Consider the following 26,620-nt stretch of genomic DNA (forward strand, 5'->3'; position numbering starts at 1 on the left):
AAAAAAACCGCCCTTACGGGCGGCTCAAGGGACTCGGGTTGGATCAGAACCCGAGGGAGAAGCTGACGCTCACCGCGTGATCCTTGTCGTTGCGCGACAGCTGGCCGGAGTAGCCCAGGCCAAGCTTGCCGTTGGCGCTGATCTGATAGTCCAGCCCCGCTTCCACCACCGCACTGTCTTTAGCGATAGGCACGCCCTGGGTGCTGAACGACGTCCCGCCGTTGATAAAGCTCAGGTCGGCATCCGGCGTGGTGTCACCAAAGGCATGCCGCCAGCCGATGCTGCCGCGTGGGGTGATTTTCGAGCCGTTGCCCAGGGTGATGGTCTGGCCGATGCGCACGCCCAAGGTGGAGTAGGTGATGTCCTGGTCGGCATCACCGCGCAGCGCTGCCGAACCGCCCTTCTCCTTGATCGTGTCGCTGTCGTAGTTGACGTAGGCCAGGCCGGCGAACGGTTCCACCACCACGCTGCGGGTTTCGACGGTGTAGCCGACTTCACCAAAGACCTGGGCACTGCGCGCCTTGTAGCCGGCTTTCAGGCGCTGGCTTTCACTGCCTACCGCCACGTCGCGCTTGCTGTCGATGTCATGCCAGCTATAAGCCACGCCCATACGCGCGGCGAACGCTTCCTGCTGATAGGCGGTGTAGGCCATCAAGTGGTAGCTGTCGACATCAGCGCTGGAACTGCGGCCCTTGGCCTTGAGGTCGCTACGGGTGTAACCCGCTGCGGCGCCGACACGCCAGGCGTCATCCACTTGTTTGTCGGTGCCCAGCAGGAAGCCGCTGAGATTGCGCTCCAGCTTGGCGGTTTCGCTGTCGCCACCCATATGGCCCCAGGTGCCGAGTACGCGCATCCAGCCGACCATTTCGCCGTTGCAACCGGCGCTGGTCAGGCGATTTTCGCTGGGAGCGAGGCTGTTGCGCGGGTCGTCTTCGCGGTAGCAACCCGGTTGACGCAGACGTTCGTTGACGGCATCACGCACGTAGCGCGAGTCTTCAAGCAGGGCGCTGGCGGTGCTGGCGTGAATCTCCCCGGAGAGGCTATCGAACGCGGCCCGCGCACTGCTGGCATCACTGTTGAGCAGGGCACTCTGGATCGCCGCGCCACCCACTGCCGCCCCACTGCCCAATGCGCTCGCCACGCCGCGTTGGTTGTTGGTCGCCGCCACACTGGCAAAACTGGCGCCGTTGCGGCTCACCGCCAGCGCGACCTGATTGGTGCTGTAGTTGAGCGACGTATTAAGGAACGCCAGGTTGGTCAGGTTAGTGGTATCGAACGTACCCGTGATGCCACCGTTGGCGGTCAGCAGCGTATAGGTAGTGGGCCCACTGTTGGGCGCCAGGTTGATCACATTCAAGGTGCCCGCCAAATTGGCCGTGCCGCCGATATCCAGGCCGCTGGTGGTGGACGGTGTGATCACCAGGTTCAGCGCGCCATCGGCGGCGTTAGTGAAGTTGCCACTGACTTTAAGGGTGGTATCGCTCGGCGCGACCGCGCCGTGGTTGACCAACGAGCCAACCCGGCCAGTACCGCTCAAGGCAGCGCCATTGGCCACGGTGACTTGCCCACTGAGTTCCGCATTGGTACTCGCGGCGTCCCCCACTTGCAACACGCCCTGGTTGACCGCCACGCTGCCAGAGAACGGCTGCGTACCCGTGAGCAACAAGGTGCCGTCACCTTGCTTGACCACACTGCCGGTGCCACTCAGCACACCGGTGAAGCGTCCATCAACCGCTTGCGCGAACACCAGCAACGCATTGTTGATGATGCCGCCTTGCAGGCTGGTGCTATCCCCCACCAATGTCCCCGCGCTCACCGTGGTGCCACCGCTGTAGGTGTTGGCGCCAGTCAGCAACAAGGTGCCCGCATCCGTTTTATCGATACCGCCGCTGCCTACGAGGGGCGCGGCGATTTGCGTGGTCACGCCGGCACTGACGCGCACGGCGGTGGACGGGTCCGTTGGGCTCAAGGTTCCCCCAGCCCCGGCCGTCAGCACATAGCCATTGTCGAGGACCTGCAGCCCGGTGAAGCCCTGGTCGCCGACCACGGTCACCGTGCCGCCCTGCCCGCCGAACACCGCGAACTGGTTGGTCGACGCCTGGGCCTGGGTGCCAGTGGAATCGGTCCAATTGGTGCTCGGCCCCCAGGTGCCGCTGCCGCCGTTGATCGTACCGTCGGGATTGGTGGTGCCGCCGTTCCAGAACTGCACTTGCCCCGGCGTGGTTTCCACCAACAGGTTGAGTTGGTTGGCCAGGGCGGTTTGCAGGGTCAGGTTGCCCAAGGGCAGTGAGCCCAGGGCAAGTCCGTTGTCGGTCAAGGTGCCGCCGTAGCGGAACAGTTGATAGACCCCCACCCCGAAACCACCGGCATCGGTGACATTGAGGGTGCCGTCCAGTGTCAGGTCACCGGCCACATTCACCGCCGTGGTGGCGGCACCGGGTGCACCAAGGGCGAAGTCCAGGGTGGTCCCCGAGGACAACGCCAATGACCCGACTGACAAAGGCGCCGCCGCGCCGGCTTTAAGGGTTGAGCCGTCAGCCATGGTCACAGCGCCACCCAGGGTGCCGCTACCACTCAAGGTTGCACCGTTGGCAACCTGTACCGTCGCACTGTTCAACGTGCCATCGACCACCAGGCTGCCTGCACCGACATTCGTGGTGCCGATAAAGGTGTTATTGCCGGTCAGCAACAACGCGCCGGTGCCGATTTTGTTCAGCACCCCGCTGCCGGTGAGGTTGCCGGTGTAGGTGCCGTCGGCATTCTGCTCGAAGGTCAGCGCGGCATTGTTGGCGATGGCCCCTTGCAAGCTGGTGGTATTGCCGGTGGTGGTGCCGCCGCTCAATGTGGTGCCGCCGCTGTAGGTATTGGCGCCGGTCAGCAGCAACGCGCCATTGCCGTTTTTCACCAGGCTGCCGGTGCCGCTGAGTACCCCTGCCAATGCCAGGTCATGACTGCCCATCAGGGTCAACGGGCCTGCCAGGTTGATGGCATTCGTCAGTTGCAGATCGGTGCCGCCATCCAACTGCGCTGCGCCGCCGATGGTGAGTGCGCCCACGCCCAGTGCGGCGTTGTTGCCCAGGGTCAGTTGACCGGCATTCAGGGTGGTGCCGCCGCTATAGGTATTGGTGCCGTTGAGGGTGAGGGTTGCCGCGCCTTCTTTGAGCAGGCTGCCGCCACTGAAATCGCCGTCCAGGGTCAAGCCGTTGCTGCCGCCGATGGTCAGCGCGCCGTTGATCACGCCGGTATTGGCCAGGGTCACGTCGGCATTGCTGTCCAGGGTGGTGCCGTTGGCCGTGGTCAACGTACCAGTGCCCAGTGCGGTGTTGCTGCCCACCACCAGCGTACCGCCGTTGAGCGCGGTGCCGCCGGTGTAGCCGTTGGTGCCATTGAGGACCAGGGTGCCGCTATCGAGTTTGGCCAAGGTGCCGCTGCCCGTGAGGGTTACACCCAGAGTGGCGATGGCGTTCGGATCGACCCGGATCGCCGTGTTGCCCGTACCGCCATTGACCAGGTTGAGTGCCCCCGACACCAGATCGTAGCCGCCAGTGACGAATTGCATGCCGGTAATAGTCTGCGTGCCATCCACCGTCACCGTACCCGCCGTACCTTCGAACACCGCAAAGCTGCCATTCCAGCCCTCGTTGAAGGTGCCGTCGACATTGCTCCAGTTGGTATTGGCAGCGCTCCAGGTGCCGCTACCACCTTCGATGGCGCCGTTGGCGATCAGGTTGCCGCCATCCCAGAACTGCACGGTGGTATTGGGTGCGGTGACCAGCAGGTTGACCTTGTTGGAGATCGCCGTCTGCAGTTGCACGTCCCCAGGGGTCAGCGAGCCGGGTAATGTGCCGATGCTCAGGCCGTTATCGGTCAAAGCGCCGCCGTAGTTGATGACGGTGTAGACGCCGCTGCCAAAGCCGCCGACGTCCGTCACATTGAGGTTGCCGTCCAGGGTCAGGTCGCCGCCGACATTCAGCAAGCCCGAGCCACCGCCCACCACCGGCGTGCCCAGGCCCACATCCAGATTGGAATTGGCGCCCAGCACCAGCGAACCTACCGACAGGCTGCTGCCGGTGTTCAGGCCGATATGCCCGCCGTCCGCGACCGTCACCGCACCGCCAAGGGAGCCGGTGCCCGTCAGCGTCGCGCCGCTGTTGACGGCCACGCTGCTGCTCGCCAAGGAACCGCTGACATTCAGCGTGCCGGCGTTCACGTTCGCTAGGCCGCTAATGCTGTTCGCGCCGCTCAGGTCGAGCACACCGCTGCCGTTTTTATCCAGGTTTCCGGCACCGCTCAGCGCACCGGCGAAGCTGTTATCCAAATTGCTGCTGCCTACCGACAGTGTGCTGCCTCCCGCCACCTGGACGGTGCCATTGCCGGCCAAGCTGCCAAGGCTTGCGTTACCGCCCAGGTTGAGGCTCGCCCCGCTGCCCACGGAGACACCGGAGGTACTGCCCAGCGCACCATTGCCGACCGTGGTGAGGCTACCACCCAACACGCTCAATGGACCGGTGAAGGTGTTGTTGCCGCTGAGGGTCAAGTCGGCGGCGCCGTTCTTGATCAGGGCTGCGTTGCCCGCCAGCACACCGGCGAGGGTCAGGTTTTGAGTGCCTGCGACGGTCAGGTCGGCATTCAGGCTAACCGCATTGGCCAACACCAGCGGTGCAGTGTTATTGGCCAACGTGGCCGCACCGCCGACTGTCACCGCGCCCGAGCCGAGGGCCGCCGCATTGCCGACGGTCAGCGTGCCGCCATTCAGGGTAGTGCCGCCGCTGTAGGTATTGGCGTTCGCCAGGGCCAGGTTGGTAGCGCCATTTTTAATCAGCGCACCGGTTCCGCTGACGACGCCACCGAGGCTCAAGTCATTGCTGCCCGGCAGCGTGAGTGCGGCATTGAGGCTGATCGCGTTGGCCAAGGCGAATGCACTGCCACTGTCCAGTGACGCCGCGCCATTGACCGTCAACGCGCCGGTACCCAGCGCCGAGCTATTGCCCAGCGTGAGCGTGCCTTGGTTCAGTTGCGTCCCGCCGAGGTAGCCATTGGCAGCGTTGAGGGTCAAGTTGCCCGCGCCGCTTTTACTCAAGCCACCGGTGCCGGTGACCAGCCCGTTCAGGGTGAGGTTGCCACCGCCAAGAATTCCCAGGTTACCCGCCACACTGACCGCGTTGGCCACGGACACTGTGCCGATGTTATCCAGCGTGGTGCCCGCCGCCGCGCTCAACGTACCCGAACCCAACGCCGTGTTGGAGCCCAGCACCAGGCCGCCCTGATTCAATACGGTCGGGCCGCGATAACTGTTGTTGCCCGCCAGGGTCAAGCTGGCGATGCCGTTCTTGATCAGGCTGCCAGTGCCCGACACGCTGCCTGCCAGGGTCAGGGCATTGCTGCCGGCAGCAGTCAAAGCGCCGTTGACGGTGACGTTGTTGTTCAAGCTGACAGTGGTGTTGGCGTCCAGCGTGGTGCCGTCGGCAGTGGTCAACACGCCCGTACCCAGCGCGCTGTTATTCCCTACTACCAGGGTGCCGCCATTCAGCGCGGTACCGCCGGTATAAGTGTTGGCACCATTGAGCACCAAAGTACCGGCATCCAGTTTGGCCAGGGTGCCACCCCCTGTGAGCGCGACGCCCAAGGTTGCCGTGGCGCCCGGGTCGACACGCACGGCAGTATTGCCACCCGTGCCGTTGAACAGCGCCAACGACCCCGCCGCGCCACTCGCCAAGGTGTAGCCGTCGGTGACGAACTGCAGGCCGGTGATAGCTTGCGCGCCGTCCACGGTCACGGTCCCCGCGGCGCCTTGGAACACGGCAAAACTGTTGGGCGCCCAGGCCGCGTTAAAGCTACCGTTGACGCCGGTCCAACTGGTGCCGGCCGCATTCCAGACGCCGCTGCCGCCATCCACGCTGCCGTTGCCGGTGGTCTGGCTGCCGTCCCAGAACTGCACATTAGTGTTGCCGTTGACCAGCAGGTTGACTTGATTGCCAATGGCCGTTTGCAAATCCAGGTTACTCGCCAACACGTTGCCGGGCAGACTACCCAGCAGCAGGCCGTTATTGGTAAGGCTGCCGGTGTAGTCGATCAGCCGATAAATGCCGGCGCCAAAACCACCGATGTCTTGCACATTCAGCGTACCGTCCAGGGTCAGGTTGCCATCGACCCGCACCAGTGCCGTACCGCCGGTAGACGCTGCGCCAAGGCCGGCATCCAGGTTGGAATTGGCATTCAGCACCAGCGATCCCATGGTCAGGGTATTGCCGGAAGCGACGGCCAGGTGGCCGCCGTCGGCGATGTTTACATTCCCCAACACAGTGCCCGTACCGCCGAGGGTTGCGCCGCTGGCCACGCCGACATTGGCACTGGCCAACGCACCATTGACCAGCAACTGGCCGGCGTTGACTTGGGTGTCACCGGTCAACACGTTGACGCCGCCAAGGGTGAGTGCACCACTGCCCACCTTGGTGAAACTACCGACACCGGCCAGGACGCCGCCGAACAGCGTGTCCTGATTGTCACTGCCGACGCTGAGGGTGCTGCCAGTGCCCAGCACCGCCAGGCCATTGCCGGTGAGTGCGCCAAGGCTGGCATTACCGCCAAGGTTCAATTGGGCGCCGCTGGCCAGGTTGATTCCGGCACTGTTGCCCAATGCGCCGTTGCCCAGCGTCGTGAGGCTCCCCGCCTGCACATCCAGCAGGCCGGAGAAGGTGTTATTGCCGCTCAGGGTCAGGTCGGCGGTGCCGGTCTTGATCAGGTTGGACGCACCGGCCAGCACGCCGGCCAGGGTCAGCTGTGCGTTGGTGTTGACGGTCAGGTCGGCGTTGACGTTGACCGCATTGGCCATCACCAAGGGCGTGTTGGTGTTGGCCAGGGTGGATACCCCGTTGACCGTCAGGGCGCCAGTGCCGAGGGCTAGCGCCGAACCCAGGGTCAGGCTACCGGCGTTAAGGAGTGTGCCACCGCCGTAGGTATTGACGCCATTGAGCGTCAGGTTGCCGGTGCTGTTCTTGACCAAGGCAGCGTTACCGCTGATCAACCCACCAAGCACCAGGTCGTTATTACCTGTCAGCGCGAGGTTGCCATTGAGCACGATGTTATTGCCCACGTTCATTGCGGCACTGTTGTTCAGGGCTGCGGCGCCGTTGACCGTCAAGGCGCCCAAGCCCAGGGCGCCACCATTGCTCAGGGTCAGCGTACCGGCGTTCAGCGAGAGGCCGCCGAGAAAGGTATTGGCGCTGTTGAGGATCAGGTTGGCCGCGCCGTTTTTGGTCAGGCTGCCGGCCCCCGTCACTACGCCATTCAGGGTCAAATCGTTGCTGCCCAGTACGCTCAGGTTGCCGGTCAAATTGACTGTGTTACCAAGGACCAACGCTGTGCTGGCGTCCAGCGTGGTGGCGTTCGAGGCATTCAAGGCACCGCTGCCCAACGCCGTCGCGGTATTGAGCAGCAAGCCGCCCGCCACCAGGTTGGTGTCACCCAGGAAGGTGTTGGCACCGCCCAGGGTCAACACGCCTGTGCCGGCTTTGACCAGGCCGCCCGTGCCGTTGATCAGACCATTGAGGGTCAGGGCATTATCGGTGAGCAGCGCGAGCGTACCGGTGAGGGCAACGTCATTGGCCAGCGTCACATTGGCATTAGTGCCCAGGGTGGTGCCCGCCGCTGCCGTGAGTGTGCCCGTACCCAGCGCCGTGTTGTTGCCGACAATGAGGGTGCCGCCATTGAGCAAGGTGCCGCCGGTGTAGGTATTGGCGCCACTGAGTACGAGGGTGCCAAGGTCGAGCTTGTTCAGGGTGCCCGCACCGTCGATACCCACACCCACGGTGGCCGTGGCAAGGGGATCGACACGCACCCCCACACTGCCGGCAATGCCATTCACCGCCGTCAAGCGCCCGTTCGTGCCGTTCACCAGGTTATAGCCGTCGCCCATGAATTGCAGGCCGTTAAAGGCTTGCGCGCCATTGACGGTGATAGTGCCGCCAGCGTTCTGGAACACCGCAAAACCACCGCCCCAACTCTGGGTCTGCAAGCCATCGGCCGAGGTCCAGTTTGTGCCGGCGGCTCCCCAGGAGCCTGCGCCGCCGTGGACAGTACCATCGGCGGAAACCGTTGCACCGTTCCAGAAACGGATGTTCGGCGTCGCCACCACCAGATTCACCTGGTTGAGGACCGAGGTTTGCACCAGCACATCGCCCAGGCCATAACCGCTTGGCAAGGTATTCAGGTTGAGTGAACCGCTAAGGGCGCCGGTGTAGTCGATCAAGCGATACACCCCCGCGCCAAAACCACCGGCATCGGTGATGTTCAGGTTACCCGCCAGGTTTACGTTGCCGCCTACCGTCAACAACGGCGACGGCGACGCGGCGCCGAGGGCCACATCCAGGTTGGCGCCGCTGCTCATGTTCAAGCCGCTGGCAGTCAACAACGAACCCGTGCTGAGCCCCAAGTGCCCGCCGGCATTGACGTTCACCGAGCTCACCGTACCGCTGCCGATCAGCGTGCCGCCGTTGTTCACATTGATCAGGCCACCGGTCAGCGCGCCGGTCACATTCAAGACGCCTGCGTTGATCGCGGTGCTGCCCGTCAGACCGCTACTGCCCGTCAGGTTCAACGTGCCAGTGCCCACCTTGGTCAATCCACCGCTGCCGGAGAGGCTGCCGCCGAACGTGCTCGAACTGTTGACCCCGCCCACGCTCAAGGTGGTGCCGGCACCCAGTTGCAAGGCACCACTGCCCCCCAGGGTTGCCAGGCTGCTATCAGTGCCGAGGTTGAGACTGGCGCCACTGGCGACACTGACGCCCGAGGTGTTGCCCAATGCGCCGGGGCTGGCCGTAATGACCCGCCCGGCCTGAATATTCAGCGCTCCGCTAAACGTGTTGGCGCCGCTCAAGGTCAGGTCGCCAATACCATTTTTGATCAGGCCTCCGGTGCCGCTGATCACACCGCCCAGGGTGAGGTTCGGGGCGCCCGCCAGCGTCAGGTCACTGTTCAATACGATCGCGTTGCCCAGGCTGAATACGCTGTTGTTGCTCAGGGTCGCCGCGCCGCTGACGGTCAACGCACCTGTGCCCAAGGCTGTATTGCTACCGACGGTGAGCGTCCCGGCACCAAGGGTAGTGCCGCCGCTGTAAGTGTTGGCAGCACTGAGCGTGAGATTGCCCACATCGGACTTGATCAACGGCCCGGTCCCGGAAATCACACCCGACAGCGTCGTGTCCAAACCGCCCAGCACACGCAAGCCGCCTGCACCCAACGTCACCAGGTTAGTCAGGCTCAAGCCGCCGCTCGTGGACTGGATCGCACCCCCATTGCTGGTCAAGACGCCAGTACCGAACGCCCCGCTGTTATCGAATTGCGCCACGCCGCCGTTTAGCGTTGCATCCGCGCTGACCACCGCACCTTGCAACGTCCAGGTGCCGCTATTGATCGTCAGGTGATTGAAGTTGACGTACGTGCCGCTCGATACCGTCCCCGAGCCCGCGGTGCCGGTGCCGACGCCTGTGGCGCTGTTTTGCAGGACCAGTGAGTTATTGCCCCCGGCACCGCCGTCGATCTGGCCGGTGGGCGCAAAGTTCAGGCCGAGTATCGCGCCCAGGCTGAGCCCGGAAGCGCCTGCGTTGGACACCGTTGAACCGGTGACCGCCGTGAAGGTGTTGGCGCTACCCGCTCCCATCGACAGGCCGCCATTGAGCGTGCCGCTGTTGAGAAACGTGTTGCCCGCCGTCGACGCCCCGAACGCAATACGCCCGGTTACCGTACCGGTGTTGGTCATGCTGATCCGCGAGCCGCCGTGCACGGCCACCACCGGAATATCGGCGGCCAGTACCGCGGCACTCAACAAGGCAGTGGACTCGATCCTGCCGTCATTGACGATCGTCGTGGTGCCAGTTGCACCGTTGTTGATATTCAGCGCCATGCCCGTGAGATTGGCGATGCTCAACCCCAGCACGCCGGACATCCCCCGCAGAATACCGGTAGCGGCGTTATTGACCGTCACATTACCCGACGCGCCATTGCCGATCACCGTGCCGCTGCTGAGCACGCTCAGGCCCGGGATGATGGCCGGGTCGATGATCCCCGAATTGTTAAGCGTGATGCCATTGCCCAGCAGCGTCATGGCGGCGCCGCCGAGCAACGCGTTGAAGGTTGAGCCTCCAGCAACGTTGACGGTCAGTGCGTCGGTTGAACTGTTGAACGTATTGTTGAGAATCACCGAAGCATTGCCCGTGCACGTAACGGTCAAGCCCGCTGTTGTGCAAGCCGCCATCACCGGTGAGCTGGCAAGGCCTATCACCAGCCCGGCAAGTCCCAGACGAACCGCATGAAAAAGGGGGGCGACACAAGGCATACCGGCGACAGCAAGTCTTCTTTCCACGTCCAACTCCTTCGTGGTCAAAGCCTTTCATCCATGAACGCGCAGAAGCCCTACTTTCCAGATCCACACGTATCGAAATCGAAATACCTGACCGTGGTGACAGCTAACCTGTTTGCCAGAACGGTAGTTGACGATGCCGGAGGCCATTGAATTAAATGGTATTAATACTTTCGTAAGCGCCTTGTAGGATTGCTATGACATCCAATACATATTGGACTTCGCCGCAAAAATACAATTTTCAAAATGTAAAAAGCGCTCTAATGGCACCTTGTTGATTCGCGTTTAAAGATCCTGGAGTTCCTGATGCCCCATGAAGGCAACCTGTTACAAGCGGCGGTGGTGTTCCTGCTCGCCGCCGTACTCACTGTGCCCCTGGCCAAGCGCCTGCAACTGGGCGCGGTGCTGGGCTACCTGTTCGCCGGTGTGATCATCGGCCCGTCGGTCCTGGGCCTGGTGGGCAACCCGCAAAGCGTGGCGCAATTCTCGGAGCTGGGGGTCGTGTTGTTGCTGTTTATCATCGGCCTGGAGTTGTCGCCCAAACGTTTATGGGTGATGCGCAAAGCGGTGTTCGGTGTGGGCCTGGCCCAAGTGCTGCTTACCGGTCTGGTGATGGCCGCAGTGGCGTTGTGGCTGTTTGGCCAGGCATGGAACAGCGCCATCGTGCTGGGCCTGGGCCTGGCGTTGTCGTCCACCGCGTTTGGCCTGCAAAGCCTGGCCGAGCGTAAAGAGCTGAACCAGCCCCACGGGCGCCTGGCGTTTGCCATCTTGCTGTTCCAGGACATCGCCGCGATCCCGTTGATCGCCATGGTGCCGCTGCTGGCCGGCAGCGATCACCCGACCACCGAAGCCCAGGGCCTGCAGCACGTGCTGCAAATCCTCGGCAGCATCGCTGTGGTGATCATCGGCGGGCGTTACCTGCTGCGGCCGGTGTTTCGCATCGTCGCCAAGACCGGCCTGCGCGAAGTGTCCACCGCCACCGCGTTGCTGGTGGTGATCGGCACCGCCTGGCTGATGGAACTGGTGGGCGTGTCCATGGCCCTCGGCGCCTTCCTCGCCGGCCTGCTGCTGGCGGACTCGGAATACCGCCACGAACTGGAATCCCAGATCGAACCGTTCAAGGGCTTGTTGCTGGGGCTGTTCTTTATCAGCGTGGGCATGGGCGCCAACCTGAGTCTGTTGCTCAGTTCGCCGCTGCTTGTGATCGGCCTGACCCTGCTGCTGATCGGCTTGAAATTACCGTTGCTGTACGCCGTCGGTAGCCTGGTGGGCGACCTCAACCGCGAAAGTGCCGTGCGCCTGGGCGTGGTGCTGGCGGCGGGCGGTGAGTTTGCCTTTGTGGTGTTCAAGATCGGCCGCGACGAGGGCCTGTTCGCCGCTCACCTCTACGATGTGCTGGTACTTACCATCACCTTGTCCATGGCCGTGACGCCCTTGCTGCTGTTGGTGTGCCCGAAGCTGTTCAAGCCCAAGGCCAAACCGGTGGAGATCCCCGAGGAATACCGCACCATCGAAAGCGACGCACCCCGCGTGGTCATCGCCGGCATGGGGCGGATGGGCCAGATCGTCGCGCGGATCCTGCGTGCGCAAAACATCTCGTTTATCGCCCTGGACACCTCGGTGGAAACCATCGAACTGACCCGCAGCTTCGGTGGCATGCCGGTGTTCTACGGCGACCCGCAGCGCCCCGAGATCCTGCACGCGGCCAAGGTCGACCAGGCGGAATACTTCGTGATCGCCATGGACGACCCGGAAATCAACATCAAGACCGCCGAACTGGTGCGCAACCTCTACCCGCACATGAAGATCATCGCCCGGGCGCGTAACCGCCAGCACGTGCACCGCCTGGTGGACCTGGACGCGTCACCGGTGCGCGAGACCTTCTACTCCAGCCTGGAAATGAGCCGCCGAACGCTGGTGGGTCTTGGCTTGAGCGAGGCCCAGGCCGACGCACGCATCACCCGTTTCAAGAACCACGACCTGCAACTGCTCGCCGCGCAACATGCGGTGTACGACGACGCGGCCAAGGTATTGCAAAGCGCCCAGGAAGCCCGTGGGGAATTGGCGCGATTGTTTGAAATGGACCGGCTTGAGGAAGAGTCCGACAGAGTGTGATGCCAGCGGTGAACGACATTGCGAAATTTCTGACAGAATGCTCCGCAATTTCGTTCACCCCTGGAGCGCCTCATGGCCACCTTCACCAAGACCGCCGTCCTATTGGCCCTGGCGCTTACCGCCGGCAGCGTATTCGCCGCGACCAAGCCCGCTACACAGACCATCTCCACGTTGGGCGGCAAGTTCACCTTCAAACTGCCCAAGGCCTACGCCGCTGACACGCTGCCTGTCACCGACGACACCCAAGGCACGATGTACGCCAACCCAACCACGAAAAGTGTGGTGATCGTCGCCGAAACCGTGCGCAAGGACGGGGTAACCATCCAAGACAACGACGCCCAGTTCCTGGACGGTGCCGTGGCCGGTTTCGTCAAGGACCAGAGCGCCGCCCTGCCCGACTTCAAGAAACAAAACGAGAAGAAACTGACCTTCAAGGGCCTGGGCTTGCGCCAGGTGGACAGCACCGCGACCCAAGGCGGTGGCAAGACCTTGAACTCAACGTTCCTCGGTGGTTCGGGTAACCACCTGCTGGTGATCCAGGCAATTTCCCGCGCGGATGATGCCAAGGGGCATGCAGAGCTGGTGAGGCAGATTACGGGCGGGAAGTAAGCGCGCTCCCAAGACAAGTTGAATCAAATGTGGGAGGGGCGGTGCGACGATTCGACTTGCCCCCGATGGCGGTGGGTCAGTCACCAAATATAGTGGCTGACATTCAGCAATCGGGGGCAAGCCCCCTCCCACATTTTGATCTCCATTTTTCAGATACACCGTGGCCTGCTTTCGGAAGCAAGTCGAATCGTTGCCCCCCTCCCACACTCAGGGCTTGCGCAGCAAATACGTATCCATGATCCAACCATTGGCCACGCGCGCAGCCTTGCGCACCCGCTCGATCTCTTCGGCCACCTCAGCGACTTTGCCACTGATCAGGATTTCATCCGGCGTGCCCAGGTAGGCCCCCCAGTAGATATCCACGTCCTGATCGGCCACGGTGCGGTAGGAGTCTTCCGCATCCAGCATCACCACCAACGTATCCGCATCGCTCGCCTGCCCCGCCGCCAAACGGCGGCCGGTGGTGATCTCGACGGATTTACCAATCCGGTTCAACGGCACTTTGTGCTGGGCCGCCAGGGCCTGCACGCTGGTGATGCCGGGGATCACTTCGAACTCAAACTCGCTACGGCCACTGACGAGGATCGCCTGCAGGATACGGATGGTGCTGTCGTACAGCGCCGGGTCGCCCCAGGCCAGGAACGCGCCCACTTCACCGTCGGCCATTTCCTCGTTGATCATGCGCTCGAAGGTCAGTTGCTTGTCGCGGTTCAGGTCCTGCACGGCGGTGGTGTAGTCGATATCGCCGCGCACGCGCTCAGGGCAATCGGCCTCGACGAAGCGGTAGCCGGGCTCGGTGATGTAGGTCTCGCAGATCTCGCGACGCAGGTCGATCAGCTTGTCTTTGCTCTGGCCCTTGTCCATCAGGAAAAACACGTCGGTGCGGTTCAGCGCCTTCACGGCCTGCATCGTGATGTAGTCAGGGTTGCCGGCGCCAATGCCGATGATCAGGATGCGTTTCATGGGTTGCTCTCATTGCGGGGCGTGGATTTTGCCACGTGGGTTTCCAGACGCAAGCGCCACACACGATTGAAGCGCAGCTCGGTGACAGACAGCGGCTCGACGTCGATCAGATAAAACATCGACACCGGGAACTGCATGACGTACAGCATCGCTGCACGAATGACGAGGGGATGGGTGATGGCGACGACATGGCCAGGTTGGGATTCAAGGGACTTCATCCATCGCCCGACCCGCCCACAGACCTGATCCACCGATTCGCCACCGTGGGGGGCGCTGGTGCTGTCGGTGAGCCAGGTGCTTAACCCGCCTCGGTCGATTTGACCGATGTCCTGGCCTTTCCACTCCCCGAAATCGCCATCGCGCAGTGCGAAGTCGACGATCGCATCGTCACCGTACAAACCTGCCGTCTGCCGGGTACGAGCCTCGGGCGCGCATAGCAGGCGTCGATTGGCCTTGTAACAGTGGGCCAGGGATAACGCAGCCCCCTGCCAATCCATCGCCACCGCCTCGTCATCGGGAAAACGCCCCCGCTTTTGCAGGGGCGTGATGGCATGGCAGATTAATGTCAAACGCGTGGCCTGCATGACAGATGGCTTCAACTCAACGGATAAGGCAGCCAAGACTGGCGCAGTTAACCTGGCAGCGCAACGCCTCGGGCCAGATAGAGCACTTGATAGCCGGTGCCGGGATGCGCGGCGTCCAGCGCTTTGGCCGACAAGGTCACCCGCACCAGTCGCCACGCTTGCACATCCAACGCCAGGAAAACAGCAAATGTATCGCTGCTGTCTGCCACCTGCTGATTGCGCTGTTTTTCCTCGGCCAATATCCCGGCCCGATCCGCGCCAGGCTCAAGCGGCCACTCTTCGCGGTACAGACTCAACGCGTTCGGCGCCGGCCCACGCTGCACATCCAGCGGCAGCCAGCTCTCGATATGCGGGCGACCAAAGCTGTCGAGTACCTTCTGAAAGCGCTCCCCCAACAAGAAGTCGGCGGCCTGCAACGGGTCGGCCCACAGGTACACCGACGAATACAGGTTGCCACCGCGCTCCTGGGCGATAAACGCCTTGAACAGCAACCCTTCGGTGTGATCCCACAATGGCCCCAATTGCGCAGCGCGGCGGCGGATTACGCCCATGTCGTAGTCGGCGGGCAAGCGGTGCGAATACTGTTTGGCGAACATACAAAAGCTCCCATGCAAGTTGAGGTTGCAGCTTGCGCAGGCTTGGTGATTACAACAAGATATGCCTGAATATATGTGCGATAAGGAATACATATGACTGACACGCCGAAACCCTTGGATATCGACACCGTGCAGGCCTTCGTACTGGTGGCGGATTTCGCCAGTTTCACCCGCGCCGCCGAAGCGCTCGATACATCCCAAGCGGCGATCAGTCTCAAACTCAAGCGCCTGGAAGATCGCCTCGGTTATCGCCTGCTGGAACGCACGCCACGCCACGTGCGCCTATCCCCTCAGGGCGAGCACTTCATCATCGCCGCCCGTGCCCTGCTCAATGCCCACGAACGCGCCCTCGGCGATATGGGCGCCCACGCCCCCCGCCGGCTGGTCATTGGCATCAGCGACCATGTGGCCGGCCCCGATCTACCGCTTTGGCTCAGCCGCCTCGCCGCCTACGACCCGCTGGTGATTCTTGAAGTACGCATCGCCTCCTCTCGCGACCTGGTGGCCGCGTTCGACCGCAATGAACTGGACGCGGTGATCGTGCGCAACGAGGGCGACCGGCAAGACGGCGAGGTACTGGCGGTTGAGCGCTTTGGCTGGTTCGCCGCCCCCACCTGGCAGCACTCACCCGGCGCGCCGCTGCGCATGGCGACCATGGCCGCGCCGTGTGGCGTGCGGCACCTGGCGACCCGGGCGTTGGATGAAGCGCGTATCGACTGGACCGAAGTGTTTGTCGGCGGCGGTGTGATGGCTGTCGGCGCTGCGGTCAGCGCCGGGCTTGGCGTCGCCGCCCTCGCCCATCGCGTGGCGCCGGCCGGAGCGGTGGACGTGAGTGAGCAACACGGGTTGCCCCCCTTGCCGGTCAGCGAGGTGATGCTGCACAGCCGCATCAGCGACGCGCGCTCGCGGGAAACCTTGCGCGCGTTGAGTGCAACGTTTCGGGGTGTGTTGCAACGCTGAGTGGGGATAGCCAATTAGCACCTGTGTTGACTGACACGCCGCCTTCGCGGGCAAGCCCGCTCCCACAGGGGATGGGGGTGCACTCAGTTGCCCGGTCTGGCGCAAGCCCCACCTTTGACCGTGTTCGGCAAACCCTCTCAATCAAACCACTCCCGCCGCCCCTCAAAGGTGCTGGTGATCAGCTCGACAATCATCTGTACTGCCTCGCCATGCTGCACCTGGGCATTCACCGCCAGCCACACCTGGCGCTGCATGCTTTCGGCCAGCAACCCCGGCAAGGCCACCAGGCCGCGGTCGAAGCTGCTCATGTAGTGCGGCAGCAAACCGATGCAGGCGCCACAACGGATCATCTCCAGCATCAACGAATAGGCATGCACCTGTACCACCGCTGCCAAACGTTGTTGCACCACTTGGTTCCATGGCTGCAACGCATCGACCTGGGCATCGGGCTGCCACTGCACCAGCATGTAGTCGTCAAGGTCCTCTACGCTGTCCGGACGCGTGACCAAGCGCGAATAACGCTTGGCGATATGCGGCAGGTATTCCAGGCGCGCCAGTGAGCGAGGCGGTTCGGTGACAAAGCTTGGGCCGGGCACCGGGCCGTCGCTGTCCGAGAGCCACAGCACCACGTCGACGTCCACCGCTTGCAAGGACAAATGGCTGTCGAGAGAAATGATCTCCAGGCGCACGCTGGCGTTGCGGCGCAGCAAGGCGATCAGGTCACGTCCAAGAATGTCATGCAGGATCGGCTCGGCCACGGCCAGGCGGATCAGCGGCTGCTCCACCACCGGCAGGCGCCGCTCATGGGCCAATGCCACCCACTGCGCCTGTAGTTGCAGACCGTCACGACTCAGTACCAGGCCGTTGCCCTGGTAGGTAAACAACGAATGCCGCAGGTGTTCTTCCAGTTGCGCCAGGCGCTTGCGCAACAGCGTTGCCTTGATATTCAAACTGCGCGCCGCCTGCATAAAACAGCCACAGCGCGCACTCACCAGGAAGTAACGCACCACCTCCGGGTCGATTTCCTGGGCCAGGGCCAGCCAACTGCTGCGCGATTCGCCGGGGGTACGATAGGTGGCGGGCCCGTGGGGGGCAGACGGTTCTTGAAATGCCATGGGAGACTCCCTGTCTTATGGGTCTGTGCATCCAATGCGGGTTGACGCCGGTTACTCCAACACCTTGTTCAACTCGGCGCCGTCGATACTCAAGGTGGCCGTGTTGAGCATGCCTTCCAGGTAGGCCTTGGCAATCTGCTCCTGACGCTGGGCACGCAAGGCCTGGGTCAGCCGTTCGCGCAGCTCATCAAGGGTGGCAGTGCGCGCCGGTTGCTGGCCGGTCAGCTTGAGCACATGGAACCCGGCGGCGCTTTGCACCACGTCCGACACTGCGCCCACCTTGAGGCGCGACACCGCACCGCGTACCTCGGGCACCAGTTGTTGCAGCGGTTGCAGGCCGGAGTCTCCGCCCTGGGCAGCGGTCTGCGAGTCTTGGGAAAACTGCGTGGCCAGGGCGGCAAAATCCCCTGGCGCGGCCTGGGCCTTGCGACTCAACTCCTGGGCCTGGCGGCGCACCGCTTCAACGCTTTGCGGATCATTCACCGCGAGGAAGATCTGGCTCACGCGGTACAACGGTGGCGTCACCCATTGGGCTTTACCGCTGTCGTAGGCCTGTTGCAATTCCGCAGCGCTGGGGTAGTCCGCCGGCACCTTGCTCACCGACAGCATGTAGTCGCGAAACACGATCTGCTCGGCGGCGGCGCGGGTTTGCTGCTCCACCTCCGGGCGCTGGCGCCAACCCTGTGCGTCGGCCTGTTCCAGCACGGCCTTTTGCGCCAGGCGCGAACGAATCCAGGTTTCCAGGGCGCCACGGTTACCGCGCAATTGCTCGCGGGTTTCAGCCGGCAAACTCGCCAGCACACTTTTCAGTTCTGGCAGGTCGATCTGCTGGTTGCCCAGGCGTGCGACGGCCGGTTGCGGATTGCTCACCGGTGCCGGTTGCTGCGCTGCCACCGGGTCGCTGCCCGGTCGCAGGCTCAAGCCCACCGCCACCACCAGCAAGGCCAGCGCACCGGCGCCGACCATCAAGGTTGGTTTTTTCACAATACCGGGGCCTCTTCGCTAACCGGTTCACCTGCCGCCTGAGCCTGCAACTGCGCGGCCTGCTGGCTGTATTCACGCAGGTACACGATGAATTCCTGCAACAGGCGATCCCACAATTCCAACTGGCTGCGCAGATGGGTGGCGCCCACACCGGCCACCACCACGTCCATTTCCATCAGCAGGAATTCACCCTGCACCGACAACCGCGCAAAGCGGCGCGAGGCGTTCCACACCTGGGCCAGGCCCTCGGGCAATTCACCCTGGATGCGCAGCGCGCAGCTGTAGGTGAAATCCACATAGCTGCCCTGCTCCGCCGCCGGGTTACCGAAGCGCACGGCAAAGCCGATGCCCTGGCTGGCGCTGAGCAACTGCACGACGCCGTTCTGTTCGGTCTGGTTGACTCGGTAACCGGCCTCTTGCAGCAACTCGGTCAGGCTCTGGGTGGTGACGCTGGTGATCAATTCGCTCATGGTCATGCTTCCTTGTCGATCAGTGATTGGCAGTTGCCTGGGGCGCATCAAAACGGCTCTTGTACAGATCGTCGCCAAAGCCTTGGGCCAGTTCTTCAAACTTGACCCGCGCGCCGCTGGCGAAGGGCTGGCGAATACTCATCACCTCGGCCACGTCGATCTTTTCGTAGGCGCTCAGCAGTTGCTGGGCCACGCCGTACATCTGTTGATTCTTGACTGCGCATTGCTGCACTTGTGTGTCACGTTCGCCGAGTTGCGCCTGCAAGCGCGCACGCTCGGCTTCCTTGCCCTTGGCCAATACCAGCAGCTCGTCATAGGCCTTCTTGAACTTGCCGATCTGCTCGTTGCTCGCCGCCACCTGGGCTTGCGCCTGGCTGTGCAGGCTCTGTTGCTGGCCGGCCAGTTGCTCGGCGGTGCCCCGGGCCTTCTCCAGCTCGGCGGTCAGTTGCTTGATTTGCGCCTGGGCTTGCTTGGCCTGGTTTTCAGCGGCGATGCGCGCGGCACTGGCCTGGGCCTGTTCGCTTTGCAACGCCTGCAACTGCTGGGTAGTGCTGCGCAGTTGGGTACGCAGGCGCTCTTCCATGCCTTCGGCGGCAGCGCCGGTGGCGACGAACAACAGCAGCAGCCCGCAGATTCGCGTGTTCATGTGGCATCTCCCTGCGCATCAAAAGCGCGTGTTGAGTTCCAGTTGCATCACATCCACCTCGAACGGCGCGCCATACACTTCGGAAGCGCTCAGCCAACGCGCACTGGCGTAGATGTTCTTGTCGATGCCGTAGTTGCCGCCGATGAAGTAGCCCTTGGCGTTGGTGCCGCCCAGGTGGAACGACGAGTCGTTGAAACCGTCAGGCAAGGCATCCGGCTGGATGTATTTGTAGCCGGCCAGCACGTTCCAGTCGCCGCGCTTGCGCATCTCCAGGGCACTGCCGAGGGTGAACGAGACCATCAACGCATTGCCGCCACTTTCAAACTGGCCCTGGCTGTTGATGTTGTTGACGATCTCGCCTTCGCTGCGCTTGAGCATCTCGCCTTTGTCGTAGGCCAGGTTGCGGATGTAGTTGCCCTGGGTGCGCAGTTTGAAGTCGCCGGGCAGCTCCGAATCCCAGGCCAGGTTGAGATCCAGCACATCGAACTTGGAGGCCAGGCCTACAAACTGCGGCTGCGGCGTCAGGCCAGGGGTGGCCGGGTTGGGGGTGATATTGCGCAGCAGGAACACACTGTTGCCCTTTTGCATAAAGGCCAGGCGCGAGCCGTCGCTGTCGCAACCCGGCGCACCGGCCCACGGCGAGCACGGGCTGGAACGTTGGCCTTCGATATCGTCGAAGTGGTAGTACGCCACGGCGCCCTTGAGGCTGTTTTCGCGGTTGATCTTCCAGTTCGCACCGATCTGCCCGCCAAACAGCCACTTGGTGTCACTGTCTTCCTTGTCGAAACCGTTGCTGCTGGCCGCGTCCGAGGTGTACTCCACCGGGAACACACCGAGGGTGCCGAACAGCCCCCACTCGTTGCTCAGGGCGTGGTTGAAGTTGGCGGCGATACCGTCGAAGTTCAGGTCATTGGAATACAGCATGTCAGTGGAATAGAACGGGTTGGCGAAACGCCCGGCGGTGAGGGTCACGTCCTGGGTAGCCTTCCAGCTCAGGTAGCCCTGGTCGAGCCAGATGTCTTTCTTGCCAAAGCCCCCGCCCAGGGTCTGGGTGGTGGACACCGGGTTATTGTCAGAGCCGGTGCCGATGCGGATGCCGGCGGTCCACTCGGGGGAAATCACTGCTTTCATGCCCAGGCGTGCGCGCAGACGGAACAGGTTTTCGCGGTCCTTGGTGGTGTTGAGCAATGGCGGCAACCTGGTGTTGGTGTCTTTGTTCACATCGTACGGGCCGCTTTCATTGAGCTTGGCGTAGTCGGTGATTTCATTGCTGTTGTTGCCCGAAAAATAGCGCGACTCGTCACGCAAGCGAATATCGCCATCAAAGGTCACGCGGGACACCCAGTCCGGAAAGGTATTGGGCTGGGCCCAGTTTTCCTGCTTGGCGGTGGCCATGACTTCGGCCTTCACCTGGTCGCGAATCTGGTCGCGCACCGCTTGCGGCACGTACTGCACCCGCACATCGCCGGGCGCTGCGGTGGGGCCTGCGGCAACCACTGGCGCGGCATTCGCCTGGCGGGCCTGCTGGGCTTCTTTTTCGGCCTGGGCGATCAGCCCGTTGGCGGTGTCCTGAGTCAAGACACCCTGCTGCACCAACAACCGGATCAGGTTGATGGTGACGTTTTCCGAGGGCGCGACCGGCGCTGCCGCCGCCTGGCCGACCAGGGTCGCGATGACCATGCCAGCCGCCAGGGTCAGTCGATTCACGGGGGAAATCATGTGTACGCAACTCCTGTAGAAAATTGCCAAAAATAAGGTTCGATCAATCCGGGCGACGGCCCTTGAGGGACAGGCGGACCGGCATGTTTACCGAGGCCGGCACCCGCTGCGCGGCATGGGGCGCACGCAGCGCGGCCAACACCTGGGCGTCGGTCTGCGCATCGCCGCTGGACTTGGCCAGTTCTGCCCGCGTGACCTGGCCATCGGCGCTCAACCACAAGTCCGCCTGCACGGTGTAAGCCTTCTTGCGCAACTCCGGGTCTTCGCGCAGCAGGCGTTGAAACACACCCGCCAGGTACTGCTTGTAAGTGCCCGCTCCCAGGCCACCACCACCGGAACCGGCCATGCCGCCACCTTTACCGGCACCAATGTTGAAACCGTCATTGCCGGACTGCGCATCACCGTCGATCTGCATCGGGTTGGCCAAGTCATCGGCGGGTGACGGCGGCGCTTCTTCCGCCGGTTTTACCTCTTCCGGCTCCGGCGTGGGCACCGGCTCCGGGACTTTCTCCTCGACCTGGGGCTCGGGTTCCTTGGGCTTTTCCGGCGGTGGTGGCGGCGGTGGTGGCAACGGAATGATCGTCGGCACCTTCGGCGCTTCGCGGCGTACGCCACTCATGTCATTGGCCCACTGCCACAAAAACCAGGCGGCCAGCGCCCCCAGCAGCAGGCCTGCGCCCCACTTCAACGGGCGCAACGGCGGTGTCTTCTTCACGGGCAGTGGCGTAATCGGGATCTGTGCGGTCATGGCTCAGCCCTGGCTCGGTTTGCCGGTGACCAGCCCGACCTGGGACAGCTCCAGCCGTCGCAGCAGGTCGAGCACTTCGATCACCTTCTGGTACTGCACCAACGCGTCACCGCGCACGATCACCGGGAAGTCCGGGTTCAGCGCTTTTTCGATGCGCAGGCGCTCTTCCAGCTCGCCGAGGGTCACCGGGTAGGCATCCAGGAACACCTGGCCGCCATCGTTGACCGAGATCGCCTTGGTCTTGGCCTCCGACAGCGACACCGAGGCACTGGCCTTGGGCAAGTGAATCTGGATCCCCGAGACCTGGGCCGTGGCGGTCAGGATGAACATCACCAACACCACCATCAGCACGTCCACCAGGGGCGTGATGTTGATGCTGTCGACGGCCGCATCATCGTCATCGTCGTGGGAGGCATTTACGCTAGCCATGGCGATTCTCCTCAGGCCGGAACCGATGCGTGATGCTCGCGACGGTGCGCGGTTTCACTGGACTGGCTCTCGCCGTGCATCTCCGCCAGGCGGGTGATGAATTCGTCGACGAACACCCGCATATCGGCGCTGACTTCCTTGTTGCGCGTGATCAGGCGGTTGTAGCCAAACAGCGCCGGGATCGCGACGAACAGGCCCATGGCCGTGGCCAGCAAGGCCGCCGCCATACCGGGGGCGATGGCATTGATGTTCACGTCACCGGCCATGGCCGTGCCGAGGAACACCACCATGATCCCCAGCACCGTACCGAGCAGGCCGATATACGGGCCGCCGGCGATGGCGTTGGACAGGGTCGAGAGCTTGGAACTGAGGGCCTGGTTTTCACGGGTGCGCACGCCGTCCATGGAGCAGCGAATCGCTTCGATGGTCGCGGCTGACACCGACGAGGTGTCGGCGCCCTGGGCGCGGCGGGTGCGGATCTCCTTGACCGCCACCAGGTACAGGCGCCATAGCGAGGAATGGGTCAGGCGCTCGCTCAGTTGGGCGTCATCGGCATACATCTCCAGACGTGTGCCGATCTGCGCAAAGTGCTCGCGGAACACCTCGTTGGCATGGCTGACGCGGCCGACCTGACGGTTCTTGCGCAGCATGATGACCCACGATTGCACCATCATTGCCACCAGCACCAGGATGATTACCCAGGCATCCACCGGCACGGCATTGAGCAAGAAGCCCAGGCTGCCGAAGCCAAAGCCCGACTGTTCTTCATCCACCCCGTAGGCCACCAGCTTCGACTCGGCGCCCTGTGCAGAGGCATCGGCCAGCAGCAGCGTGGCCGGGCGTGCCACTTTGGACAGGCGCAGCTCATCCATGGCCCCGGCGAATGGCTGATGCGTGCTGCCCGCGTCCGGCAGGTCCGCACCCAGCGCCAGTTGCGTAGTGAATGCCGGCATCGCCACGGCGAGGTTGGCGGTTTCGCGACCATTCACATACAGCGTGATTTTTTCACCCTCGGCGGTAAACGCCAGGTGCTGCCATTGGCCGGGGTTCAGCGGTTGGCTCGATACAGCGCGCTGGCCGTCGATCTCGACAAATGGCGTGCCTTGGTTCAGCCCCAGCAACAGGCTGTGGGGGCCGTCGCGGCGGGCCAAGACCACTTGTTCGCCGCTGGCCTGGTCCAGACGCAACCAGGCGCTGAAGGTGAACGCGCCACCGGCCGCCTGTTGCAGCGACGGGCTGGCCGGCAACATCAGCGGCTGGCCGCTGAACTGCAAGGCGCGGCCGATCACCCCGTCGATGCTCGCGCCGGTGGCGTTGAGCGCGGTGTTGGCGTAGGCCGTGGTGTCCCGTGGCGGCGTGCCGTTGGCACCGTCAAAGTGATACAGCGCGGTGTAGCTCGGGTCGAACGCCAACTGGCCGTTACTGGTGGCCGGGGCTTTCTGGTTGCCGTAGTACATCCACAAGTCCTGGCGCTGGCCGCCCTCGACCTTGGGCACATCCACCCAGATCAACGCCATGCCCATCAACGGGTCGAAGCTTTCGATCTGGTGGTTGAACACGGTCTTGTCGTCGGCGCTGACAAAGCGCAGGTCCGCGCCGTCATCCTTCACCCCGTCAAAGGTGAAATTGCCGGTGTGCAGGCGCACCAGCAGCGCGGTGCGGCCCAGGGCCTGGTTGATCGCCGCGCCTTGGGGGGTCGTGTCGACGCTGATCTGCTTGCGGTAGTGCCAGTCGTCTTGCCACCAGGCATGGGCGGTGGCCGGGAGCGTGAAGCCCAGGCAGATCAACAGGCTCAGGAATAGGCGTTGCATGGGTGAAGTCTCCGGAAGAAAAAGTCAGAAAGTCGCCTGCACACTGAAGTGCAGTCGCGAGTCCTGTTTCTGGGTGTTCGGTCCATCGAGCAGCGGGTAACCCCAATCCAGGCTGCCGGACAACCATTTGCTCAAACTGGCGCGGGTGCCCAGGCCGACACTGGCCAGGCTGTATTCATCTTCCTGCTCGGGCAGCGGGTCGTGCAGGCGCATCCGCGCGCCTTCGGCGAACGCGTAGAAGCGCCACTCCTTCACATAACTGCCGAGGTACTTGGCCACCGAGGGCGTGCGCACTTCCTGGGACAGCAAGTAGCCCTCGTCACCGGTACGCTCCGCCGCCAGGTAGCCGCGTACCGAGGTGGCACCGCCGGCGGAATACTGTTCGTTGGACACCAGCGGCCCCGAAGCCAACTGGAACGCGCCCTTGGTCGCCGACTGCCAATCGTTGGCGAAGGTGTAGGTGTAATTCAGGTCACCCTTGAGCACCGCGAAACTGGCGCTGGCCTTGTAGCGCTTGTAGTCGAACTCTTCGGCGTCGCTGCCGTAGCCGAAGAACGCGCGGGTGCCCACCACCAGGTTCAGGCCCAGGCCGAGCTGGGATTGCTCGGTGTAGCGGTAGCCGTTGTAGCCGAGGGTGAACGGCGCGTACTTGAGGGGCACCTGGTCGCTGCTGGAGCCGAATTTCATCTCCTCGTCGAAGTCTTTGAAGTCGATGCCGAACGAGAACGAGTTGGCCCAGTTGCCGCTGGCCGGCAAGCTGTAGATTGCCGACACGCCGTAGGAATGGCCCTTGCCCAACACGTTGCTGCCGCCCAGGGTGGCAATGTTGCTGTCGGACTGGTAACCGGAGAACTGCAAGGTCCAGCGCTCATCCAGCGGTGCGCTGTAGGAGCCCGACCAGACCTTGGCGTTGTTGCTGTCCTGGGGCGCGGTGAAGTAGGTCAGGGAAATACTGTGGCCCAGTTGCCAGAGGTTGTCGTACCCCACGGTGGCGACCGTGCGCAGCTTTTCGGTGTCGGCGCTGTAGTCGTTGTTCAGGCCGATGCTGGCGTGCCAGGGGTTCTGGTCTTCCACCTGAAGATCGACGTCCATGGTGCCGGGGCGCTGGCCCTCGCGTACCAAAGGCGTGACCTGGCGGCCCACGCCGCGATTGAGCCCGGCGAGCTGGGTTTGCACGGTGGCAAAATCCGGCACCGCGCCTTCCTTGAGCCCCGGCACTTCATCGCGGATTTCCACCGGCGAGTAGTGCTTGGCGCCGACCACACGCACACGGCCAACCTTGGTTTCGCTGACTTGCAGGTAGACGATACCGTCATCGACCTTCTGCTCCGGCAGCTCGACGAACACTGATTGGTAGCCACGCGCCTGGTAGATCTTTTGCAGCGCATCACGAGCGCCTTCGATATCGGCCAAGGTTTTTTGCGGGCCGAGAAACGGGTACACCGCTTCTTCGATTGCCGCCGCATCGAGCACGGTATTGCCGCGCACGAAGTACTCGTTGACGTCGACCAAGCGTGCCGCGCCCTCCTCCTCGGCCAACGCGGGATGGACCAAGGCCCCCAGCGTCAGGCAGCACAGCGCCAGCGTTGACTTGAACAGATGCTCCACACCGCCCCCTGATTCTCTAAGTTTTTGCGCCGTCGCCGTTTGTACGGCGTCTGGCCTGCTCAATTGCCGGTTGTCGAAAGATGGCTGTGCCGGGCCAGCCAGGTGTGCAGCAAGGCGAAGTTCAACGAGAACTCCGGCATGTGCAGCAAGGCGCCACAAAACACTTCACCGATGATTTTCTGGATGAGTTGCACCGCACGCGGGTTGTTCAGCAGCGTGGCGATGTCGCGGTTCAGCACGTGGATGCTCCAGACCTTCTGGTTCAGGCCCAGGCCGACGAACCAGCGGAACAGCAGGTTGTAGTTGAGCTGTTCATGCAGTTGCTGTTCGCTGGGTACCGAATACAACAGTTGCAGCAGCAGGATGTGCACCAGGGTCTGCGGCGCGATCAACATGCCGGGTTCGGCCAAGAGTGCGTCGCGATGCTGGTCGAGCACTTCGTCGATCTGCGGGCGCAGCAACACCAGCGAGTGGCCCGCCGGGATGTAGCTGGAGACTTCTTTCAGGGCGCCTTGCCAGTCTTCCTGGGAGACGATCCACACCCACGGCGCGCCGTAGCGGTACACCGAAACCGGTTTTTTGCGCGCGGCTTCGACGATCTTCGACAGGCGCTGGTCAAGCTCCTGCATGCCGACTTTCGAGTAACGTTCCATAGTTCCCATCTGCCCCACTCCTGGCGTCCTGCTGGCGGCTTTGGCGACGACTTTTGATCGTATCCAGCGCGTTACACAGGCAAGACGGGAGTGGGTGGGAGCTACCGAACTTTTGTCATGAAAGCTTCATTTTGGATTGAGTGGGAGGCAATTTATGGGTTTGGCGGGACGCCCAGGATCAAGATCCAGAGCACCCCAAGGGATATCTGATACATGGAGATCAACTGTGGGAGCGGGCTTGCCCTAATGCCAG

At 63.0% G+C, this 26,620-nt stretch carries 17 protein-coding genes; 3 read left to right on the forward strand and 14 right to left on the reverse strand.

Going from position 1 to position 26,620, the window contains the following annotated elements:
- Window positions 1-43 precede the first annotated feature (43 nt).
- The gene (locus DYL61_RS20350; RefSeq protein ID WP_135309836.1) at window positions 44-10,333 is read right to left on the reverse strand and encodes an autotransporter-associated beta strand repeat-containing protein; all 10,290 of its coding nucleotides are present in this window, start codon (window positions 10,331-10,333) and stop codon (window positions 44-46) included.
- A gap of 330 nt (window positions 10,334-10,663) precedes the next feature.
- Here DYL61_RS20350 and DYL61_RS20355 point away from each other — a divergent pair, with 330 nt between their 5' ends.
- Complete coding sequence (locus DYL61_RS20355) at window positions 10,664-12,472, forward strand: monovalent cation:proton antiporter-2 (CPA2) family protein (RefSeq protein ID WP_135309822.1); 1,809 nt, start codon at window positions 10,664-10,666, stop codon at window positions 12,470-12,472.
- 72 nt (window positions 12,473-12,544) lie between these two features.
- Complete coding sequence (locus DYL61_RS20360) at window positions 12,545-13,081, forward strand: DcrB/PsbP domain-containing protein (protein ID WP_135309823.1); 537 nt, start codon at window positions 12,545-12,547, stop codon at window positions 13,079-13,081.
- A gap of 207 nt (window positions 13,082-13,288) precedes the next feature.
- Here the strand turns inward: DYL61_RS20360 and cobF are convergent, their stop codons facing one another.
- From cobF to DYL61_RS20375, 3 genes are read right to left on the reverse strand one after another with little or no spacing between them, the layout of a single operon-like run.
- The gene (cobF, locus tag DYL61_RS20365) at window positions 13,289-14,044 is read right to left on the reverse strand and encodes a precorrin-6A synthase (deacetylating) (protein ID WP_135309824.1); all 756 of its coding nucleotides are present in this window, start codon (window positions 14,042-14,044) and stop codon (window positions 13,289-13,291) included.
- Window positions 14,041-14,628 (reverse strand): histidine phosphatase family protein, encoded by a 588-nt coding sequence (locus DYL61_RS20370; RefSeq protein WP_135309825.1) that lies wholly within the window; start codon window positions 14,626-14,628, stop codon window positions 14,041-14,043. The genes cobF and DYL61_RS20370 overlap by 4 nt, the downstream gene beginning before the upstream one ends.
- Before the next feature lie 47 nt (window positions 14,629-14,675).
- Window positions 14,676-15,224 (reverse strand): DUF4865 family protein, encoded by a 549-nt coding sequence (locus DYL61_RS20375; protein WP_135309826.1) that lies wholly within the window; start codon window positions 15,222-15,224, stop codon window positions 14,676-14,678.
- A 93-nt stretch (window positions 15,225-15,317) separates the two neighbouring features.
- Between DYL61_RS20375 and DYL61_RS20380 the strand changes: the two genes are divergently transcribed.
- Window positions 15,318-16,184: a LysR family transcriptional regulator gene (locus DYL61_RS20380; protein WP_135309827.1), complete on the forward strand. Its 867-nt coding sequence runs from the start codon at window positions 15,318-15,320 to the stop codon at window positions 16,182-16,184.
- A 137-nt stretch (window positions 16,185-16,321) separates the two neighbouring features.
- On the opposite strand, the gene DYL61_RS20385 is transcribed toward DYL61_RS20380, so the two are convergent.
- Genes DYL61_RS20385 through DYL61_RS20430 form a run of 10 tightly spaced genes read right to left on the reverse strand, consistent with a single transcriptional unit; the run spans window position 16,322 to window position 26,367 of the window.
- Entirely contained in the window at window positions 16,322-17,299 is a 978-nt protein-coding gene (locus DYL61_RS20385; protein ID WP_135309828.1) for a LysR family transcriptional regulator, read from the reverse strand.
- A gap of 51 nt (window positions 17,300-17,350) precedes the next feature.
- Window positions 17,351-18,283: a peptidylprolyl isomerase gene (locus DYL61_RS20390; protein WP_135309829.1), complete on the reverse strand. Its 933-nt coding sequence runs from the start codon at window positions 18,281-18,283 to the stop codon at window positions 17,351-17,353.
- Window positions 18,280-18,753 (reverse strand): YbjN domain-containing protein, encoded by a 474-nt coding sequence (locus DYL61_RS20395; protein ID WP_374956514.1) that lies wholly within the window; start codon window positions 18,751-18,753, stop codon window positions 18,280-18,282. Before DYL61_RS20395 ends, DYL61_RS20390 begins: the two co-directional genes overlap by 4 nt.
- A 19-nt stretch (window positions 18,754-18,772) precedes the next feature.
- On the reverse strand, window positions 18,773-19,399 hold the full coding sequence (locus DYL61_RS20400; RefSeq protein WP_135309830.1) for a DNA repair protein: 627 nt from the start codon (window positions 19,397-19,399) through the stop codon (window positions 18,773-18,775).
- Window positions 19,400-19,417: 18 nt separating this feature from the next.
- Complete coding sequence (locus tag DYL61_RS20405) at window positions 19,418-21,118, reverse strand: putative porin (protein ID WP_135309831.1); 1,701 nt, start codon at window positions 21,116-21,118, stop codon at window positions 19,418-19,420.
- A gap of 43 nt (window positions 21,119-21,161) precedes the next feature.
- Entirely contained in the window at window positions 21,162-21,866 is a 705-nt protein-coding gene (locus DYL61_RS20410; protein WP_135309832.1) for an energy transducer TonB family protein, read from the reverse strand.
- A 3-nt stretch (window positions 21,867-21,869) separates the two neighbouring features.
- Entirely contained in the window at window positions 21,870-22,295 is a 426-nt protein-coding gene (locus DYL61_RS20415) for an ExbD/TolR family protein (RefSeq protein WP_065905942.1), read from the reverse strand.
- Between the two features lie 11 nt (window positions 22,296-22,306).
- On the reverse strand, window positions 22,307-24,106 hold the full coding sequence (locus DYL61_RS20420) for a DUF2341 domain-containing protein (RefSeq protein ID WP_135309833.1): 1,800 nt from the start codon (window positions 24,104-24,106) through the stop codon (window positions 22,307-22,309).
- A 24-nt stretch (window positions 24,107-24,130) separates the two neighbouring features.
- The gene (locus DYL61_RS20425) at window positions 24,131-25,714 is read right to left on the reverse strand and encodes a ShlB/FhaC/HecB family hemolysin secretion/activation protein (RefSeq protein ID WP_135309834.1); all 1,584 of its coding nucleotides are present in this window, start codon (window positions 25,712-25,714) and stop codon (window positions 24,131-24,133) included.
- A gap of 59 nt (window positions 25,715-25,773) precedes the next feature.
- Entirely contained in the window at window positions 25,774-26,367 is a 594-nt protein-coding gene (locus DYL61_RS20430) for a transposase (protein ID WP_135309837.1), read from the reverse strand.
- Window positions 26,368-26,620 lie beyond the last annotated feature (253 nt).

This window comes from Pseudomonas nabeulensis, assembly GCF_004682045.1.
In the GTDB taxonomy this organism is placed as follows: Bacteria; Pseudomonadota; Gammaproteobacteria; order Pseudomonadales; family Pseudomonadaceae; genus Aquipseudomonas; species Aquipseudomonas nabeulensis.

What these genes read in the sequence shown, in the direction of transcription:
- DYL61_RS20350 (WP_135309836.1), bottom strand. Translation starts at nt 10,333, where the DNA reads ATGCCTTGTGTCGCCCCCCTTTTTCATGCGGTTCGTCTGGGACTTGCC.
- DYL61_RS20355 (WP_135309822.1), top strand. Translation starts at nt 10,664, where the DNA reads ATGCCCCATGAAGGCAACCTGTTACAAGCGGCGGTGGTGTTCCTGCTC.
- DYL61_RS20360 (WP_135309823.1), top strand. Translation starts at nt 12,545, where the DNA reads ATGGCCACCTTCACCAAGACCGCCGTCCTATTGGCCCTGGCGCTTACC.
- cobF (WP_135309824.1), bottom strand. Translation starts at nt 14,044, where the DNA reads ATGAAACGCATCCTGATCATCGGCATTGGCGCCGGCAACCCTGACTAC.
- DYL61_RS20370 (WP_135309825.1), bottom strand. Translation starts at nt 14,628, where the DNA reads ATGCAGGCCACGCGTTTGACATTAATCTGCCATGCCATCACGCCCCTG.
- DYL61_RS20375 (WP_135309826.1), bottom strand. Translation starts at nt 15,224, where the DNA reads ATGTTCGCCAAACAGTATTCGCACCGCTTGCCCGCCGACTACGACATG.
- DYL61_RS20380 (WP_135309827.1), top strand. Translation starts at nt 15,318, where the DNA reads ATGACTGACACGCCGAAACCCTTGGATATCGACACCGTGCAGGCCTTC.
- DYL61_RS20385 (WP_135309828.1), bottom strand. Translation starts at nt 17,299, where the DNA reads ATGGCATTTCAAGAACCGTCTGCCCCCCACGGGCCCGCCACCTATCGT.
- DYL61_RS20395 (WP_374956514.1), bottom strand. Translation starts at nt 18,753, where the DNA reads ATGAGCGAATTGATCACCAGCGTCACCACCCAGAGCCTGACCGAGTTG.
- DYL61_RS20400 (WP_135309830.1), bottom strand. Translation starts at nt 19,399, where the DNA reads ATGAACACGCGAATCTGCGGGCTGCTGCTGTTGTTCGTCGCCACCGGC.
- DYL61_RS20405 (WP_135309831.1), bottom strand. Translation starts at nt 21,118, where the DNA reads ATGATTTCCCCCGTGAATCGACTGACCCTGGCGGCTGGCATGGTCATC.
- DYL61_RS20410 (WP_135309832.1), bottom strand. Translation starts at nt 21,866, where the DNA reads ATGACCGCACAGATCCCGATTACGCCACTGCCCGTGAAGAAGACACCG.
- DYL61_RS20415 (WP_065905942.1), bottom strand. Translation starts at nt 22,295, where the DNA reads ATGGCTAGCGTAAATGCCTCCCACGACGATGACGATGATGCGGCCGTC.
- DYL61_RS20420 (WP_135309833.1), bottom strand. Translation starts at nt 24,106, where the DNA reads ATGCAACGCCTATTCCTGAGCCTGTTGATCTGCCTGGGCTTCACGCTC.
- DYL61_RS20430 (WP_135309837.1), bottom strand. Translation starts at nt 26,367, where the DNA reads ATGGAACGTTACTCGAAAGTCGGCATGCAGGAGCTTGACCAGCGCCTG.